14 protein-coding genes are annotated in these 18,942 nt (G+C 58.8%); 9 read left to right on the top strand and 5 right to left on the bottom strand.

Annotated elements, in window-relative coordinates; translation table 11 throughout:
- Positions 1 to 938: cation diffusion facilitator family transporter (locus tag CCD76_RS12050; protein ID WP_218777023.1), on the top strand; the 938-nt coding region annotated here is incomplete at its 5' end.
- 521 nt (positions 939 to 1,459) lie between these two features.
- Here CCD76_RS12050 and CCD76_RS12045 read toward each other — a convergent pair.
- The gene (locus tag CCD76_RS12045) at positions 1,460 to 4,000 is read right to left on the bottom strand and encodes a heavy metal translocating P-type ATPase (protein WP_256961291.1); all 2,541 of its coding nucleotides are present in this window, start codon (positions 3,998 to 4,000) and stop codon (positions 1,460 to 1,462) included.
- A gap of 277 nt (positions 4,001 to 4,277) precedes the next feature.
- Between CCD76_RS12045 and lnt the strand changes: the two genes are divergently transcribed.
- Positions 4,278 to 5,738 carry an apolipoprotein N-acyltransferase gene (gene lnt, locus CCD76_RS12040; protein WP_071230019.1) on the top strand — a complete coding sequence of 487 codons (1,461 nt, stop codon included), beginning with the start codon at positions 4,278 to 4,280 and terminating at the stop codon, positions 5,736 to 5,738.
- Between the two features lie 237 nt (positions 5,739 to 5,975).
- Complete coding sequence (locus CCD76_RS12035) at positions 5,976 to 7,583, top strand: peptidoglycan DD-metalloendopeptidase family protein (RefSeq protein WP_244179840.1); 1,608 nt, start codon at positions 5,976 to 5,978, stop codon at positions 7,581 to 7,583.
- Positions 7,584 to 7,934: 351 nt separating this feature from the next.
- On the opposite strand, the gene CCD76_RS12030 is transcribed toward CCD76_RS12035, so the two are convergent.
- From CCD76_RS12030 to gorA, 4 genes are all read right to left on the bottom strand, one after another.
- A complete protein-coding gene (locus tag CCD76_RS12030; protein WP_087719747.1) occupies positions 7,935 to 8,327 on the bottom strand; it encodes an ectoine synthase in 393 nt (130 codons plus the stop codon).
- An 85-nt stretch (positions 8,328 to 8,412) separates the two neighbouring features.
- Positions 8,413 to 9,678: a diaminobutyrate--2-oxoglutarate transaminase gene (ectB, locus tag CCD76_RS12025; protein WP_087719746.1), complete on the bottom strand. Its 1,266-nt coding sequence runs from the start codon at positions 9,676 to 9,678 to the stop codon at positions 8,413 to 8,415.
- 84 nt (positions 9,679 to 9,762) lie between these two features.
- Positions 9,763 to 10,350 (bottom strand): diaminobutyrate acetyltransferase, encoded by a 588-nt coding sequence (gene ectA, locus CCD76_RS12020; RefSeq protein WP_071230023.1) that lies wholly within the window; start codon positions 10,348 to 10,350, stop codon positions 9,763 to 9,765.
- A gap of 349 nt (positions 10,351 to 10,699) precedes the next feature.
- Positions 10,700 to 12,061 carry a glutathione-disulfide reductase gene (gene gorA, locus CCD76_RS12015; protein WP_087719745.1) on the bottom strand — a complete coding sequence of 454 codons (1,362 nt, stop codon included), beginning with the start codon at positions 12,059 to 12,061 and terminating at the stop codon, positions 10,700 to 10,702.
- A gap of 221 nt (positions 12,062 to 12,282) precedes the next feature.
- Between gorA and CCD76_RS12010 the strand changes: the two genes are divergently transcribed.
- From CCD76_RS12010 to CCD76_RS11985, 6 genes are all read left to right on the top strand, one after another.
- Positions 12,283 to 12,927, top strand: a complete 645-nt coding sequence (locus CCD76_RS12010; protein ID WP_087719744.1) for a carbonic anhydrase — start codon at positions 12,283 to 12,285, stop codon at positions 12,925 to 12,927.
- A gap of 256 nt (positions 12,928 to 13,183) precedes the next feature.
- On the top strand, positions 13,184 to 14,773 hold the full coding sequence (locus CCD76_RS12005) for an ABC transporter substrate-binding protein (protein ID WP_087719743.1): 1,590 nt from the start codon (positions 13,184 to 13,186) through the stop codon (positions 14,771 to 14,773).
- Positions 14,770 to 15,816: an ABC transporter permease gene (locus CCD76_RS12000; protein ID WP_087719742.1), complete on the top strand. Its 1,047-nt coding sequence runs from the start codon at positions 14,770 to 14,772 to the stop codon at positions 15,814 to 15,816. Before CCD76_RS12005 ends, CCD76_RS12000 begins: the two co-directional genes overlap by 4 nt.
- Positions 15,813 to 16,754, top strand: a complete 942-nt coding sequence (locus CCD76_RS11995; RefSeq protein ID WP_087719741.1) for an ABC transporter permease — start codon at positions 15,813 to 15,815, stop codon at positions 16,752 to 16,754. Before CCD76_RS12000 ends, CCD76_RS11995 begins: the two co-directional genes overlap by 4 nt.
- Positions 16,755 to 16,758: 4 nt before the next feature.
- Complete coding sequence (locus CCD76_RS11990; protein WP_087719740.1) at positions 16,759 to 17,775, top strand: ABC transporter ATP-binding protein; 1,017 nt, start codon at positions 16,759 to 16,761, stop codon at positions 17,773 to 17,775.
- Positions 17,772 to 18,830: an ABC transporter ATP-binding protein gene (locus tag CCD76_RS11985; protein WP_087719739.1), complete on the top strand. Its 1,059-nt coding sequence runs from the start codon at positions 17,772 to 17,774 to the stop codon at positions 18,828 to 18,830. The genes CCD76_RS11990 and CCD76_RS11985 overlap by 4 nt, the downstream gene beginning before the upstream one ends.
- Positions 18,831 to 18,942: the final 112 nt, after the last annotated feature.

Raw genomic sequence — 18,942 nt, 5'->3', positions numbered from 1 at the left:
ATCTCGATGGCCAATATACGAAGGAGGCATCAATGTCAGACCACAATCATAGCCATAGTGGCGGCAAGACCTTGTTGTTTGCACTGGTCTTCACTACAGGTTTTGCAGCTGTCGAAGTATTCGGCGGCCTGATAGCTGATTCGCTTGCCCTGTTATCGGACGCAGGCCACATGCTTACCGATTCATTGTCGTTAGGGATTGGTGCCTTCGCCGCTTGGCTGGCCAAGAAGCCGGCATCGCGTCAGCATTCCTTTGGACTCAAGCGCGCCGAAATTCTCGGAGCCCTGTTTAACGTGCTGTTTATGTTCGGAGTGATTGTATTTATCGCCTATGAAGCGATCCGCCGCATGGCAGACACCCCCGCTGTTGCCGGTGGCATGGTTTTGGCGATCGGCGGGCTCGGTTTGCTGGTGAATATCGCAGTGGCTTGGGCGCTGATGCGTGGAGAGCAGACTATGAACGTTCGCGGAGCGCTCCTGCACGTAATGGGAGACTTGCTGGGCTCGGTCGCTGCGCTGGTTGCCGGGGCGGTCATTTATCTGGGCGGGCCGCCCATTGCGGACCCGATCCTGTCTCTTTTCGTCAGCCTATTGATTCTGGTATCCGCCGTTCGACTACTGCGTGAGGTGACGCAAGTGTTGATGGAAGGCGTGCCAGAAGGAATCGATGCACATGAAGTCGGCTGCGCCCTTGTCCGGGTCGACGGCGTTTTTGCTATCCATGACATGCATATCTGGAGCCTATCATCAAACAGTCAAGCTCTAGCGGCGCATATTGATGTGGAAGCGATGGGACGATGGGAAGAGATACTGCCGCAGTTGCAAACGATATTGCGGGGGCGCTTCGGTATTGAGCACACCACCTTACAACCCGAGGATGCCGCTATCCGTCACGTTTGTGATGCCGATCCTGATTGCGGGGCTGGTGATGTGAATTAGGAGACCACAGGCAGCAGAGCCCCGTCTAGGCTGCATGTAACAGCGTCAATAAAGAATAGCAAGCCCCCTAGGGGGCTTGCCTGCTTCTGAACCGCTCCTGCCGTCGTGCGGACACCTTTCGGTTGACGAGACCAGCGGCATATCCACGCCAAGATCGGGGGTGTGGAGATGTCATGGGCTCTATGCCTGGCTGGAAGTGTTTATGAATCCATTCTCGCTACGATGACCATGTGACTCTCGGCGTTCTGCCAATAGGACAGCATGAACCGTGCTGCTTTCATTGAGGCGTTTCTCTTGCTGACCAAGTTGCGACAATGCGGACGCTTCCATACCCACGCCGTCGTCCTCAATGTCAATAATCCGTTATTTCTGTGTATGCGACATGCCACGCGTCCGCGAGACCTCCGCAACCAGCCCGCCACCGAAGTTTCCCAACGCGGGAAGCAATGCCAGGCCGAACACCATCCAAATGCTATCCATGATCACCTTCCCTGGTCGATGTCTAGCTCTAGCACTCGCCTTCAAGCACTCGCCGGCGAAGCGGCCTGGCCCGAGCTTTCCGGCGGCACATTGACGGAGGCTCCACCGCCGCGTGTCGGGCCCTGTCGATTCTCGAACCGTAACAGACGCAGCGCATTCAGCGTCACTAGTACGGTGGCGCCGGTATCAGCCATGATAGCCACCCACAACCCGGTCAGACCAAACATGGTCGTCAACAGGAATACCGCCTTCAGGCCCAGCGCGATGGTGATGTTCTGGCGAATATTGTTCATGGTGGCGCGAGCCAGACGAATCATAGTCGCTATGTCGGTCACGCGATTACGCAGCAAGGCGCCATCGGCCGTTTCCAGGGCGACATCGGTGCCCGAGCCCATGGCCACGCCGACGTCGGCGGTGGCGAGTGCAGGCGCGTCGTTGATCCCGTCACCCACCATGATCACCCGGTCCTTGGCGACCATTCCCTTGATTGCCGTGACCTTGTCGTCAGGCAGCAAGCCTGCCTGGAACTCGATGCCCAGCGGATCGGCAATCGCTTTCGCGGTACGGGGGTTGTCACCGGTCAGCATCACCGAGCGGATGCCCAGTGCCTGGAGATCCTTGATGCCGTCGATGGCGTCCGTGCGCGGCTCGTCACGCATGGCAATCAGTCCGACGATCGCGCCGTCCCTAAACACCACGACGGCCGTCTTGCCCTGCTCCTCCAGCGCAGCGATCCGCGTCTTCAGAGCCTCTGTCAGTACGCCCTGGTCTTCAGCGTAGCGTGGCGAACCGACATAGCTACGATGACCGTCCACGCTTGCCTCGACACCATGGCCGGCGATGACGCGTGCGTCCGACCCTTGAGAAAACGCGATATGACGCGATTCGGCATGATTCAACACCGCCTCGGCGAGCGGGTGGCTGGAGCCGGCCTCGACACTGGCGGCTAAGGCAACGACATCAGCCTCATCGTGGTCATCGGCAGCCGCTTGCACGTCGGTAACGACTGGTTTCCCGGCGGTCAGGGTGCCGGTCTTGTCGAAGGTCACGAGGCTAGCCTTGGCGGTGGACTCGATCACCGCGCCCCCCTTCAACAATAGCCCGCGGCGTGCCCCGGTAGACAGCGACGAGGCGATCGAAGCCGGTACCGAAATTACCAGCGCACACGGGCAGCCAATCAACAGCAGCGCCAGGGCTCGATAAGTCCATTCACCCCAAGCGCCGCCGAAAAGTAGCGGAGGAATGATCGCAACGAGTAGCGCGGTACCGACCACAGCGGGCATATAGACACGGCTGAAGCGATCAATGAAACGCTCGGTGGGCGCACGGGCTTCCTGTGCTTCTTCCACCAAGCGGATGATCCGCGCGATAGCATTGTCTTCGGGCGCCTTGGTGACGCGAATACGCAGCACGGCATCATTATTGATGGACCCGGCGAAGACCGACTCGTCGAGGGTCTTGCTCTTGGGCACCGATTCACCGGTCACCGGCGATTCATCGATAGAAGACGTTCCTTCAACGATCTGCCCATCGGCAGGAATCCGGTCGCCGGGTCGCGCGACGACGATCTGACCAATCTTCAGATTCGCGGCATTGACCTTGCGAGTTGCCCTCTGTGCGTCTTCGACCAGCGCGCTCTTGGGCACTAGATCACCCAGCGCGCGAATACTCGAGCGGGCACGATCCGCGGCCACCCCTTCAAGCACTTCGCCGACGGCGAACAGGAAGACCACCAGCGCCGCCTCCTCGGCGGCACCGATGATCAGCGCGCCACCGGCAGCGATGGTCATCAGCATTTCTATCGTGAATGGCATGCCCGCTCGTGCAGCGGAAAAAGCACGTTTCGCTACGGGAACCAGCCCGACCAGACACGCCAGGATGAAGCCCCAATAAGCCAGAGACTCCGAGGCCACCAGGCGCACCGCCACGGCGGCCAGCAGGACAGCCCCGGTCATGACCACCAGCCGGCCCTTGCCATGCAGAAACCAGCGTTTCGGTGAGGCCGACACTGCCTCGGCGACGCCTTCGTCAGCTGTGGAGCTGGCGCCATTGGAGCCATTACCGGTTATGGCGGTGCGCGGCGTTACACTGTAACCGAGCCGCTTGATCGATTTCTCGACGCTGTCCGGCGAGGTTTGCTGTTCGTCGAGCTTCAGCGTGAGCGTCTCGTTCATGACCGACACTTTGACGTCGGAGACTCCCGGCAGGTTCTCCACACCGCCACGAATTTTCGCCGCGCAACTGGCGCAGTCCATGCCGCCGACCTTCCAGCTGAGCGTGCTCTCGGCGTCGGCCCGATCAGGTACCGTCACCGTTTCCGCGTCGTTGTCTTGAGCGTTACCGTCACAGCAAGGTGAATGACATTCGGATGAGTTTTCTGGACTGGCAGTATCAGAATCAGGCATGAATTGGACGGAATAGCCAAGTCGCTCGACGGTCTTCGCGACACGCTCCATCGAGGTTTGTTGCGTGTCCAGCCCAAGCCTCAGCGTCTCCTTCATCACCGAAACCTGAACGTCGGAAACGCCTTTCAAGCGTTCCACCGCACCACGGATCTTACCGGCACAGCTTGGACAGTCCATGCCTTGAACGGTCCACTGGTATGTGTTACCGGATGCTTCGGTATGTGTAGCTGGCATGAAAAGTTACCTAGTTCAATTTCTCTGCTCAAACTCTAAACCTTCTAGTGGCTATAGAGTCAAGCCGCATCGTCTTACTGGTAGTGAAGCATGCGAGGCGGGTAGAAAACGACTTGCGAACGACTGCGACGGCCAATAGAAGCATGACTTTTGAGAATGGCCATAATGTTTTTCCGAGGCGTTTTTGATAAAAGTGGCCCGTCACGTTAAGGAGCAACCCATGCGATTTTCCTGTCGCCCCTGGATGGGATGCGTGTTAGCGGTCTTCGCAGGGGCTCTAACGACGCTAACCTTCTCTCCCTTCGAGCTTTGGTGGCTGGGGCCGGTCGCCGTCGGCCTCATTTACTCAGGCCTGGATGACCTGACACCGGGTCAGGCAGCCCTGCGAGGCTGGTGTTATGGCATCGCGCTGTTCGCCACGGGAACCTCATGGGTCTACGTGTCGATCCATGAGTACGGTTACACGGGGGTGCCGCTATCGGTTTTCCTTACAGCCCTGTTTGCCGCCACCTTGGCGCTTTTCTATGCCATTCCCTTCTGGTTCTATCGGCGCTTTACTGGCTCGCGTCTAGCCTTTCTCTCCTTCGCCGGCGCGTGGGTGTTGATTGAAGTGCTACGGACATACCTTTTCACCGGTTTCCCTTGGCTATTGCTGGGGAGCGCGCACGTCGATTCTCCTTTAGCACCATTGGCCCCGGTTGGCGGGGTGCTGCTGTTGACATTGGTTACCGCCCTGACGGGCACGCTGGGGGTGGAGTTCCTGCGTCGACGCTGGTGGGCAGGGGGCACGATCGCCGCTCTATGGCTGTTCCCCTTGATGCTTCCTACTCAGTGGACCATACCCAGCAAGGAGCCCGTACAAGTGAGCCTGTTACAGGGCAATCTACCCCAGCTAAGCAAATGGACAAACGAGGGGCAGCGTAACGCAGTCAGCACCTATGCCCGATTGACCCGCAACATTGCTGAAGACATAGATCTGGTTATCTGGCCGGAAACGGCGATTCCTATGTATCAGCGTCAAGCCGAGCCGCTGTTGGAGCGGGTTAAGGCTACTTTGCCATCAGGAGCCGAACTACTCACCGGTATCGTGCAGCGCGACGACTCGGGCCGCTATTACAATGCCGTAGTCGGTGCCGGCGAGGTTACGGATGTGTACCGCAAGTCGCATCTGGTACCGTTCGGTGAATACATCCCGATGGAAAAACAGCTACGTGGCATTATCGCTTTCTTTGATCTGCCGATGTCAGACTTCACGGCAGGCAATTCCGAACAAGGCCCGATCCGAGCCGCTGGACTGCGCATCGGCACGGCGATCTGTTACGAAATTATTTTCCCGGACTTAGTGGCACAACGCGCCGATAACGCTGAGGTGTTGCTCACGGTGTCCAACGACACCTGGTTCGGTGACTCCATCGGGCCGCTTCAGCATCTGCAAATGGCCCGGCTACGCGCCCTTGAAAATGGTCGCTATGTTATGCGGGCAACGAACAATGGGGTGACGGCCATCATCGACCCGCAAGGTCGCATTATCGATCGCGCGACTCAATTCAGGATGACCACCCTCAACGGAGAAATCCGGGCCATGCGGGGAGAAACGCCATTCACACGCACCGGAAGCTGGCCAACCTGGCTATTGTCAGCAGCGCTGGTTATATCCGGGGTACGCAGGCGAAATAGCTAAAAGACACCGTTATCGACAGTTAGGCAAGCCACTACAAAATGTCATTATGCGCAGAGGCTTGCCCTGTAGGGTAGACACATCGTGTTGTTTGGGGTAAAGTGCCGCCATTTCACTTCACTTGGTCTATCATAAGCTCTCATGCTAAGAATCCTTCGCTTCCTGCCTCGCAGCCGAAAATTACTGATTTTACCTATAGCTACGCTAGTCACGTTACTAGGAGCGCAGGAAATCTTCTCTGTGTTAAAAGCTTCTAATGGAGATGATGCGCCCCTTAACGAGGCTAGTTCGCCAAGCATTGAGTTATCTACTCGCTTCCAAGCTCAAGCTGACACCATGACAGCTGTTAAAGTCAGCACCAACTACAAATATACGGGCCCCGCTCAGGCTTCCACCGGACTTACCAAGCCCACGGCAGGCTCGCCGCAAAGCCTCCTATTGGTAACAGACGAAGTTGAAACTACTCGCGTTTCTGAAACAACTGTCCAAGACAGCGTTGTTCGTGCGGCTACACCATTAAACCCCAGCGTTCCTACAACCAAGCCGGAAAGTACTAAAGACGCTAGCGAACTGGATAGCCAGGCGCTGCACATGGCGATTCGACTTACCGACTCGTCAACAGAAGCCAACGATCGCAAAGTTGGCGGGACTTCCGATGTTGGTTTATCTGTCGACCTAATACATAACGATGAAAAAGTAGACATGGAAGAAGAACTGGTAGCCAACGAAAGATTCGTCCCATCTTGGGAAACTTATACCATTCAATCCGGCGATACTTTCGCGGACATGGCCGAACGCATTCTGGGACTAGGCTATGATGAAGTTATGCAGCTTCTCGAAGAAATCCCGGACGAAAGGACATTCACTCGCTGGCGTGTCGGTGATAACTTTGACTTTAAAATTAACGAATCTGGTGAATTATTGGCACTGCGAATCATGGAGGATGCACATTCCGGCCTCCTGATTGAACGCGACCACGACAGCAAGAGCTTTGAGGTTACTCGTCTTGAAAAAACGGCTCGGAAAACGGAGCGATTGTTTTCAGGAACCGTCAATGGCAGTTTTGCTCAGTCAGCCAGCGCCACTGGCTTATCTTACTCAGAAGTGTCTGATCTGAGCGATCTACTTTCGAAAAAGATAAATTTTCGCCGTGCTGCCCGGCGAGGAGATCAATTCCGAGTTTTGGTAGAAACCGATATGATTGAGGGTCAGGCTGCTGATTCGCGCATCCTTGCTGCTCACTACAAAGGCAATAAAAGAGACCTAGCTATCGTTAGGAATCCTGCTGATGACAATTTTTATACCTCTGAAGGCTACAGCCTCTCCCCGGCATTTAACCGGAAGCCGTTTAAAGGCGACTACAGGATAAGCTCGCCTTTTAACTTGCGGCGAAAGCACCCAATCACTGGCCGAGTTAGTCCGCATCGAGGCACTGACTTTGCAGTAACCATTGGCACTTCGATTCAATCTCCAGCAAATGGACGTGTTGTCAAATCGGCCTATCAAGCAAATGGCGCTGGAAACTACGTTGTGATCCGCCATGACAACGGCTACAAGACTCGCTATATGCACCTATCCAAACGCTTGGTATCTGAAGGCGAGCGCGTTTCCAGAGGCCAGAAGATTGCACTATCCGGCAATACGGGTCGTAGCACGGGGCCTCATCTTCATTACGAATTAATGGTTAACAATAATCAAGTCGACGCCATGCGCGTCAAATTGCCGGAAGGCAAGCAGCTATCTGGACAAGCATTAGCAGCCTTTCAAAAGGAGGCCAAGCAGTTCTTAGCTCAGATTGATCACGACACAACTTTATCTATGATTGCTAGCCAATCGAAATTACCTTAGAAAAACGCATTTCCAATGAGCCTGAGTATCCACTCAAAATACTTGGACCGGAGTCTGATAACCCAGACGCTGCGGGCAGGTTGTTGAGCCTCTCTACGACCTACCGCAGCTCAGCGTCGATGACTTCTCGAAAGGCCGTACCCTTCAAAATTACTGGCGAATTAGTCCGTTGGTATTCTGTTTTCACGGCACCAAGTCGAGGCTCCATCGCGAGATCTCGTGCTATCAGAATAAACGTAGCGGGAATTTCACATTGCCGGTGGATCCGGTTTCTGGGAGGAGGTCAGGATCAAAAAAAGACCGCATAAGCGGTCTTTTTTTGTGCCTGAATGAACGATGGCGCGTTGAGATTTACTCGGCCGGTGCGTAGGAGCCGTCTTCGCGGTGAATTTCACGGCCAGTTAGCGCAGGGCTGAAGACACAGGCCACGGTCATGCCCTTTTCCTTGCCACGCAGCCAATGCTCATCGTGCTGGTCGAGCAAATACATGTCGCCGGCCTTGATGGTATGGATCTTGCCATCGGCGATGGTTTCCACTTCACCCTCACCTTCGTAGCAGAACACCGCTTCGATGTGGTTCTTGTAGTGAATGTGGGTTTCCGTACCCGGATGAATACGCGTGATGTTGAATGAAAACCCACAGCCGTCTTCAGCCAGCATCAAGCGAGTGCTGTCCCAGTTACCGTTCTCGGCTTCGACAAAACGATCGGTTTTCATACACTCTGCAAGATTACGTACGATCATCGATTACAACTCCTGGTGGGTGACTACGTGAAAAGGCGGTATGAAAGACGGCCATCGAAGGCCGCCTTTCAGCGTCATTTCCGCCTCAGGCAAAGGCTTCCTTGGCACTGCGCTCCAGAATATCCAGACCTTCGAGGAGATCTTCATCGCTGATCACCAGCGGGCACAGGCACTTCACGACTTGACCATCCTGCCCCGCGGTTTCGATGATGAGCCCGTTTTCGAAGGCTTTTGCCGTGATCTTGTCCGCCACGTCACCGTCGCGTACATCGATACCGCGCATCAGACCGCGGCCGCGTTCGCTCGCGGGATAACCCATTTCGGTCAGCATCGCGGCAATTCTGGCGAAGCGCTCTTCGACGATACGCCCTTTACGCTGGACGTCGCGCTCGAAGGTGTCATCGCTCCAGAAATGTCTGAGCGCGGCGGTCGCCGTCACGAAAGCCATGTTGAAGCCGCGGAACGTGCCGTTGTACTGGCCAGGCTTCCACTTATCCAGTTCAGGGCGCATCAGCACGTGGGCGAACGGCAGCCCGTAAGCGGATAGCGACTTCGAGTTGGTGACGATGTCCGGCACGATGCCGGCATGCTCGAAGCTGAAGAACTTGCCGGTACGGCCACAACCTGCCTGGATGTCATCGACGATCAGCAGGATGTCATGCGCGCGGCAGATGCCTTCCAGACGCTTCAGCCAATCCAGGCCTGCCGGGTTGATACCGCCCTCGCCCTGCACCGTCTCGACGATCACGCCGGCCGGCACGTCGAGCCCGCCAGACTTGTCGCTCAGCAGCTTCTCGAAATAGTCGAGTGTGTCAGTGCCTTCCCCGAGATAGCCATCGAACGGCAGGAAGCTGGCACCCTGGGTCGGGATACCACCGGTCGCTTCGCGGAACTTGCGGTTGCCGGTCGTCGCCAGTGCGCCCATGGTGACGCCATGGAAGCCATTGGTGAAGGTGACGATGTTATGACGCCCCTTCGCCACGCGAGCCAGGCGAATCGCGGCTTCGGTAGCGTTGGTGCCCGTCGGTCCCGGCAGATGAACCTTGTAGTCCAGTCCGCGCGGTTTGAAGATCACTTCTTCCAGCGTCTCGAGGTAGTCACGCTTGGCGGCGGTCCACATGTCCAGACCATGGACGATGCCGTTGGAAGTGATGTATTCGACCAGCGCTTCCTGAAGCTTCGGATGGTTATGACCGTAATTGAGCGTGCCGGCGCCAGCGAGGAAATCGATGTACTCGCGGCCGTCCTCGGCAGTGAGACGCGCGCCCTGGGCCTTGGTGAAAACAATCGGAAAGGAGCGGGAATAGGTCCGGACCTCGGACTCCATGCGTTCGAGAATTTGAGTCTGCATACAACCTCCGTAATGGGAGTGTGGATAGTCGTGGGGAGCGTGAATAAGGCGTGCTTGCATAAGACATGCGTGACAACGCAGACCTTACCCGCCCTGGATACGTTGGGGGTCGAACGGGCCGATCCGGACGAGATTTTCCGGGTCATGCTCTCCGCCCAGTTGATCGGTCGAAAAGTATTCGCGACTGATGAGGGGGGCCTGCCAGCGATCCGCTAGACGCTTGAACAAGCCCCATGAGGCCTGATTGTCCGGCGTGATTGTGGTCTCGAGATGGTTCAGCTCTGCCAACTCCGGCCGAGTCAGTACGGCTTCCACCAAGCGCCTGGCCAGGCCGGTGCCCCGCGCCTTTTCCCCGACGGCGACTTGCCACAGGAAATAGATATCGGGTGCGGCCGCTTTGACATAGCCGGACACGAATCCGACGATTTCCCCATCTTCTGTCGTCGCGACGGCGCAGCTATCGCGGAACTGCGTTGCCAGCAACAGATAGGCATAACCGGAATTGACATCAAGCGGCGGGCAGGCCTTGACCAGTTCATAGATCCCCCACCCGTCTTCCGTGGTGGGCTTGCGAATGAACAGTGGCATATCGGGCTTGCCAACGACGGCGTCGGCCACGGTAGGCCTTGCCAAGTCTGCCGACGGCGTAAATGCCGGATTGGGGTTGGTCATCGTCATCGTCGCTATGGCGAATTTAAGTTCAAGGATAACAGCGAGCGAGGCAAGCTTCAAACCGCAGGTTATTTTACTTAACCAGTTCAATAATGAATATTTATATGCTGGATGAGCATCCGGGAATTCCGGCAATCCCAGTCTAGACGAAGGCTGGCGAAGTATCGGAGGAAATATTGAAAGTTATTGCGCCCCGGTGCCCGGGGTCGTTCTGAAAAGCTTGTCCCATCATGGCAAATTCGGATCGCGCTGGTGACGAAGGCCCGACACTGAGCATAACGACACACTGACATAACGACAACGGCCGCCTCGAGGGCGGCCATTGAATGCAGCAGCGGCGGAGCCGTGATTAGCGGCGCGTCAGACTGCGCATGGTGACGAACTCTTCCGCTGCCGTCGGGTGGATGCCCACCGTGGCGTCGAAGTCCGTCTTGGTCAGTTGAGCGCGCACGGCAATCGCGATGCCCTGTATGGTCTCGCCTGCTTCGTCGCCTACCATGTGGGCGCCGACGACGCGGTCGCTGGCATCATCGACCACCAGCTTCATCAGGCAGCGCTCGTCACTACCGGACAGCGTGTGCTTCATCGGACGAAAATCCGCGCTGTAGATGCGCACCGCGCCGAATCGCTCACGCGCTTCTTCTTCGGACAGGCCGACGGTGCCGATATTGGGATGGCAGAACACGGCCGTCGCGATGTTCTGGTAGTCGAGCGGCCCCGGCGTCTTGTCACCGTAGTGATGCTGAACCAGGTGCATGGCTTCTGCCAGGGCGACCGGTGTCAGCTCGGGGCCGCCGGTCACGTCGCCGAGAGCGAGAATCGACGGTACGGAGGATTCGTAGCGCTCGTTGACCTTGAGCGTGCCATCGGTGTTGAGCTCCACGCCCAGCGAATCCAGGCCCAGCCCCTCCAGGTGCGGACGACGCCCGGTGGCGGCGAGCACGGCGTCCACCTCGAGCTGTTCACCGTTGGTCAGCGTGACTTCGAGTCCGCCTTCCACCTTGCGGATACGCTCGATATTCGCCTCGAAATGCAGGTTGACGCCCTTCTTGGCCATTTCGTCCCGGGTGAACTCGCGAACTTCCTGGTCGAATCCGCGCAGGAACAGCGCGCCACGGTAGACCAGGTGCGTATCGGCACCCAGCCCGTTGAATATGCTGGCGAACTCGACGGCGATATAGCCACCGCCCAGGACCAGGAAGCGCTTGGGGAAGTTATCGAGGTCGAATACCTGGTTGGAGTTGACGGTATATTCGCTGCCCTCGAACTGCGGCGTCCACGGCCAGCCGCCGACCGCGACCAGAATCTTCTCCGCGGTGATACGCTCGCCATTGACCTCGACCGCATGGGCATCGACAACCTTGGCCCGGCCATTGATCAGCGTGACGCCGGCCCCTTCCAGCAGGCGGTTGTAGATGCCGTTGAGACGCTTGATCTCCTCGATCTTGTTGTCGCGCAGCGTGGCCCAATCGAAACTTGGCGCCTGCGGTATGGTCCAGCCGAAACCGCTGCTGTCTTCGAAGGCATCGTGAAAATGTGCCGCGTAGGAGTACAGCTTCTTCGGCACGCAGCCGACGTTGACACAGGTACCGCCAAGATAGCGATCTTCGGCAACGGCCACTTTGACGCCCGTCGCTGCAGCCGTCCGTGCGGCACGCACGCCGCCGGAACCGGCCCCTATCACGAAAAGATCGTAATCGTAATTCGCCACAGTGAAACTCCTTGAGACATGATGCGGGGATGATACCAGCCTCGATCCGGTGTCGGAAAAGTCCGTGACTATCGAGGCGATATAAAAAAAGCTTTGCAAGGCGTGATGCTCGCGTTCGGCGCGTCAGATGGTGTGACTTCGAAAATATCGCCGGATAGCCTAGAATCGTTGTCTTGACGGCGACACAAGACGTTCGCCAGCCACGTACTCAGGTTACTGTCATGAGCGATATCCAGACTCTTCTCGAACAGAATCGGCGCTGGGCCGACGGTGTGCAGCAGCGTGCTCCGAACTTCTTCGCGGAGCTTTCCCAGCAGCAGAACCCCGACTACCTCTGGATCGGATGCTCGGATAGTCGCGTGCCTGCCAACCAGATCGTCGACCTGCCACCCGGTGAAGTTTTCGTTCACCGTAACGTCGCCAATCTGATCTACCACAACGACATGAACGCATTGTCGGTGGTTCAGTTCGCCGTCGACGTGCTCAAGGTCAAGCACATCATGGTTGTCGGACACTACGGCTGTGGCGGGGTCCGGGCTGCGATCACCGGCGGTGAGCACGGCATCGTCGACTACTGGCTCAACAGCATCAGCGAGCTCTACCAGCAGTACCGGCCGACACTCGAGTCGCTCCCGCTGGACGAGCAGGTCGACCGTATGTGCGAACACAACGTCCGCCTCCAGGTCGCCAACCTGTGCCGTACCAAGATCATCCAGCGTGCCTGGGAGCGGAAGCAGCCGCTGTCGGTACATGGCTGGGTCTATGGCCTCACGGATGGTCGTGTCAATGACCTGGGCTGCACCGTGTCTCGCGCCGATCAGATGGGCGGTATCCGTATTCTGCCGACCTTCTCCGCTCAGGAGTGAACGCCAGCCAGCAGGACTGCGTCATCCAGAGCCAAGGTCTTTCGTGAGTCGGGCGATTCACTGGGTGAATGGCGCGGTTCGAGATTTCGATTGGGTCCGTCGGTCATCCGTGGGTAAAGTGGATGACACGACGGATCTGCCGGGCATTTTCGATCTAGCCCGTCGCCAATGATCCATGCAGCACGCATTCATAACGGCACTCACTGACGATATTCCCGACGTCATGACGTGATTTTATAACAACATCGGACCCGCAATGCGTCTCACGACGATCCTGCTCGGCTTTCTGATGGGAAGCCTGTCTCTGCTGCCGTTGACCGGCGCAGCCATGGCCGACGACAAGGGCACCCTGCTCAAAGTGGCCTACGACACCGATCCGGTGTCGCTGGACATTCACGAGCAGCTTTCCATCGGCATGCTCCAGCTCTCCCACCTGGCCTTCGACCCGCTGGTCCGCTGGAACCGGGATCTTCAGTTCGAGCCTCGGCTGGCCACGGATTGGGAACGACTCGACGACACGACCATGCGATTGCACCTGCGTCACGGCGTCACCTTCCACAGCGGTAACGCTTTCACGGCCAAGGATGTCGTATGGACGGTGCAGCGCCTCAAGCGAAGCCCGGATTTCAGAGCCATTTTCGATCCCATCGAGCGAGCCCAAGCGGTCGACGACTTTACCGTCGACCTGCAGACGCGTCAGCCCTATCCGCTGCTGCTTAACCTCGCAACCTATATCTTTCCGATGGACAGCCAGTTCTATACCGGCACCTCGGTCAGAGGGCAGGACAAGAGCGAGATCGTCAAGAATGGCGATTCGTTTGCCTCGAATCACCTGTCGGGCACCGGCCCTTTCGAGATCGTGTCGCGCCAGCCGGGCGCCCGGATCGAGTTCAAGCGCTATCCGGATTACTGGGACGGCGATTCACCCGGCAATGTCGATCGTCTCGTCATGACACCGATCGCGGAGGATGCGACTCGTGTCGCCGCCCTGCTCGCCGATGATGTCGACTTCATCTCGCCGGTGCCCTTCAATGCCGTGCAGCGATTGCATCACGCGGATGGCGTCAAACTGGTCACCATGCCCGGTACGCGTATCACCATGCTGCAGCTCAACGAGCAGCGGGTACCGGCGTTTCGTGATGTACGCGTGCGGCGCGCCTTTGCCTATGCGGTCAATCAGACGGCCATTGCCGAGCGCTTGCTAAAAGGTTTTGCGACACCCGCGGCGCAGATGTCGCCCAAGGGCTACGCTGGTCACGTATCGACGCTGACACCACGCTATGACCTCGCCAAGGCCCGAGAGTTGATGCGTGACGCCGGCTACGGCGATGGATTTTCGGTCACCCTGATGGCACCCAACAATCGTTACGTGAACGATGCCCAGACCGCCCAGGTGGCGCTGGCGATTGCCGCCATGCTGGCCAGGATCAACGTCGCCGTCGAATTCGAGACGCTACCCAAGAACCAGTATTGGGCCGAATACGACAACCGTGCCGCCGACATGATGATGATGGGGTGGTATTCCGACACCGGCGATTCCGCCAATTTCTTCGAGTACCTGACCTTCTGTCCCGACCCGGATACGGGCACCGGCCGTTACAACGCCAGCGAGTACTGCAACCCGCGGATCGACGCGCTGGTCGAACGGGCGAACCTCACCACCCAGCCGGACGCTCGCGCCCAGTTGCTGAGGCAGGCCGAGCAGGCGATCCACGACGATGCCCCGTTCATTCCCCTGTACTGGCAGAATCTCGCCTGGGCGGCGGCCGACCGTGTCGATATCGCGCCCGTGTTGAACGTCATGAACATGCCTTATCTGGGCGACGTGGTTGTGCAACCTCGATGATCATGTTTCTGATGCGGCGGCTGTGCCAGGCAGTTCTGGTGATGTTCATCATCAGCGTGATCGGCTTCGCTATTCAGGGCGGACTGGGCGACCCCGTGCAGCAGAGGCTCGGGCCAGCGGCCACCGAGGCGGAAGCCACGACACTGCGCCACTCGCTTGGCCTGGACGACCCGCTGTGGGTGCAATACCTGGCTTTCGCGAATGATGCCTTGCACCTGGATTTCGGTCACTCCTACTTCTTCCACGAGCCCGCGCTCGGCGTGATCGCCCGCTATCTCCCGGCGACTCTCGAACTGGTGGCGGCCAGTGCCGTACTGACACTCCTGCTATCGGTACCGATGGGCGTTTTCTGCGCGATCCGGCCGCGCAACTGGTTGTCGCAAACGCTGATGGGGCTATCCGTGATCGGCATCTCTGTGCCAGTCTTTTTGACCGCCATGGTGCTGATCCAGATCTTCTCGATCGGCATTCAGGTGACGCTGTTTCCTGCCGACTCCGGCTGGGGCCACTGGCTCAACCAGCTTTTCTCCATCGAAGGCGGCATGCCTGCCTATGGGCGAGGCAATCCCATCCATGTCGTGGGTGTCTGGTACACCAATTTCGCCTCGTTGCAGGGCCTTCTCTATCTGCTGCTCCCCGCCCTCTCCCTGGCGCTGGTCATGCTGCCACTGTTCGTCCGCCTGATTCATGCCGAGATGCTGGAGGTACTGGAGACGGACTACGTGAAATACGCCAGAGCCAGAGGGCTGCGGCCATCACGCATCTATTTCCTGCACGCGCTGAAGAGCACGCTGCTGCCGGTGGTGACGCTGGGCGGTGTCCAGATCGGCACGCTGGTGGCCTATACCCTGCTGACGGAGACCGTCTTCCAGTGGCCGGGGGCAGGATTGATGTTCCTCGATGCCATCGAGCGTGCCGACATGCCACTGGTCGTGGCCTACCTGGTGGTGGTCGGCCTGCTTTTCGTTGTGATCAACACCCTCGTCGATCTGCTTTATCGAATGCTGAACCCGCGGGTCACGTTGAGCGGGAGAGCCGCATGAGTCTCGAAATCCGCTCATCGGCAACCGTCTGGCGCCGCTTCCGCGATTCCCACTTCCTTTATCGGCTGCGGCGAAACCGTCGCGCTCAGGTCTGTCTGGCACTCTTCGTGCTGATCATGGCAAGCGTACTGCTCACGCCCTGGATCGCCCCCAGCGACCCCTACGATCTCGCACAGATCAGCCTGCTGGATTCCGAATTGCCACCGTTCTGGATCGCGGGCAGTGAACCTGCCCATCTGCTGGGCACCGACGCGCAGGGCCGGGATCTGCTCTCGAGCATCCTTTACGGCGCACGCGTGTCGGTTGCGATCGGTTTCGGCGCGGTGCTGCTGCAATCCGTGCTAGGCACGGCGCTGGGGCTGCTCGCGGGTTACCGGGGAGGCATCGTCGATGCGTTACTGATGCGGCTGGCCGACATTCAGCTGTCGTTCTCGACCTTGATGATGGCGATCATCATCGGTGCCGTGGTCAAGGCAGCATTCGGCGGCGCATTCTACGGCGACTACAGCGTCGTGATCCTGATACTGATCATCGGTCTGAGCGAATGGCCCCAGTACGCTCGGACCGTCAGGGCGAGCGTCCTGGCGGAGAAACGGAAAGACTATGTCGACGCTGCTCGCGTGTTGGGCTTCCCGAGTTGCCGCATCATGTGGCGACACATTCTGCCCAACACCCTGTCCCCGATTTTCGTGCTCTCCACCGTCCAGGTCGCCAACGCCATCATGGCCGAAGCGGCGCTGTCGTTTCTGGGTCTGGGAATGCCGGAGACCGAACCGTCGTTGGGCTCGCTGATCAAGTCGGGATTCGACTACCTGCAGTCCGGTTCCTGGTGGATCACGTTGTTGCCGGGGCTGTTTCTGGTGACGCTGGTCCTGATCATCAACCTGCTGGGGGATTGGTTGCGCGATACGATGAATCCTCGTCTTCACAAGGGGTAATGCCATGGCGCTGCTGGAGGTCGAACACCTCGATGTGCGTTTCCCGCTGCGGCACGGCGAGATCCGCGCGGTGCGTGACGTGAGTTTCGCGCTCGAACGCGGCGAGCGTCTGGGTGTCGTGGGCGAGTCCGGCGCCGGCAAGTCGGCGCTCGCCTTCAGCCTGCTGAAACTGCTTTCCCGGCCGGGATATATCGCCGGTGGCCACGTTCGGTTCGAAGGGCGTGAACTGACGACGCTGTCGGATCGCCAACTGCGAAGGATTCGAGGCAACCGCGTGGCGATGATCTTTCAGGATCCGTTGACGACGCTCAATCCGGTCCTGACCATCGGCCGGCAGATGACCGAGAGCCTCAAGGCCCACCGCCGAGTCTCCGAGCGCCGTGCGCGGGCCATCGCGCTGCACAAGCTGCGTCAGGTGCAGGTATCGTCTCCCGAGCAACGTTTCGAGCAGTATCCGCATCAACTCTCCGGTGGGCTCTGTCAGCGGGTGGTCATCGCCATCGCGCTGCTGCTGGACCCCGATATCATCATTGCCGACGAACCCACTACCGCCCTCGATGTCACCACCCAGGCCGAAATCATCGCGCTGCTCACACAGCTATGCGACAAGCACAATGTCGGCCTGATCGTGATCTCCCATGATCTCGGCGTCATCGGCCAACTGACGCAGCGCCTGCTGGTGATGTATGCCGGCCGCATCGTCGAGCAGGGTCCGACCCGGGAGATCATCAACGATGCTCAGCACCCCTATACGCAGGGGTTGATCAACGCCCTGCCCCAGATGACGCTGCCCAGGCAGCGCCTGGCGCAGATCCCCGGCAACATGCCGAGCCTTGCCCGGGTGCCGGACGGTTGCGCCTTTCATCCCCGATGCCGTTACCGCTTCACGCCACAAGGGCGGCTGCGTCAGGCATGCGTGGAACAGGTCCCCGAGGCCGTCTCTTCCGGCGGCAGCCAGGTTGCCTGCCACTGGGTTCGTGAACTGATCACGACCGTGCCGATCGAGGAAGAAACGACATGAACCTCGCCGACTCGCTGCAGACCCTGGGACGCGCGGCCGATGTGTCCGCCCCGCTGGTCACGGTTCGTGGCTTGCACAAGCGCTTCGCGCTGCATCCCGGCCGCCTGCTGCCGTGGCGGTTCGACAAGCGTCGACGCGGCTGGCACCGCCAACGGATTCATGCGGTCAACGGCGTCGACCTGGATATTCAGCGCGGCGATGCGCTCTGTGTGGTGGGGGAATCGGGATGTGGCAAATCGACCCTGGCACGGCTGATCATGGGTTTGCTGACAGCCAGCGAAGGGGAAGTCCATTACGACGGCCAGCGCGTCGACCGTCTCGACGCGAAACAGTGGCGCCCGTTTCGTCGGCGCATGCAGATGATCTTCCAGAACCCTGATTCATCGCTGAATCCGCGTTTGACGGTGCGCCAGACCCTCGAGGAGCCCATTCGCTTCCATCATCCCGCCTGGTCGCATTCGAAGATTCACCATCGGGCCGATGCGCTGATGGCCGACGTGGGTATCGATATCGGCTGGGGCGAGCGCTTCGCCCACGAGCTCTCCGGAGGGCAGCGGCAACGTATCGCCATCGCCAGGGCGCTCAGCGTGGATCCCGAGTTCCTCGTGGCCGACGAGCCCGTCTCCGCCCTGGATGTCTCGGTGCAGGCCCAGATCATGAATCTGCTGATGGACACTCAGGCGGAACGTCGTCTGACCTACCTGTTCATCACCCATGATCTGGCGGTCGTCGAGCACTTCGCCACACGAGTCGCGGTCATGTACCGGGGAACGATCTGCGAGCTGGCGGATGCCGATACGCTCTTCGCCCAACCCCGGCATCCGTATACGCGGGCGCTGTTGGCGGCGAGCCCGCGTCTGGAAGATATCGATGCCGAGCCACTGCGTCTGAGCGACGACGCGCCGCCCCCGATCGAGACGCCGAGCGGGTGCGTGTTCCGGGAACGCTGCCCCTACGCCAACGCCCGCTGTCAGCGGGAGACGCCGACAGCACTCGTTCTCCGGGACGGCCGGCGGGTCGCGTGCCACGCCGTCGAGGAGGGGCGCATCCCGTGATCGCCTTCGATAGTCGCTCAATGGCGTATCGGGTAGGCTGGTTCGAGTCGGTTCTTGCGAGTCGGTTCTTTTTCGAGACAGTTCTTTCGAGACAGTCCTATGTCGATGAAGT

Source organism: Salinicola salarius (assembly GCF_002179555.1).
Lineage (GTDB): Bacteria > Pseudomonadota > Gammaproteobacteria > Pseudomonadales > Halomonadaceae > Salinicola > Salinicola salarius_A.
Note: the sequence above shows the minus strand (reverse complement) of the source record. Positions and strands in the feature narration are given on the sequence as shown.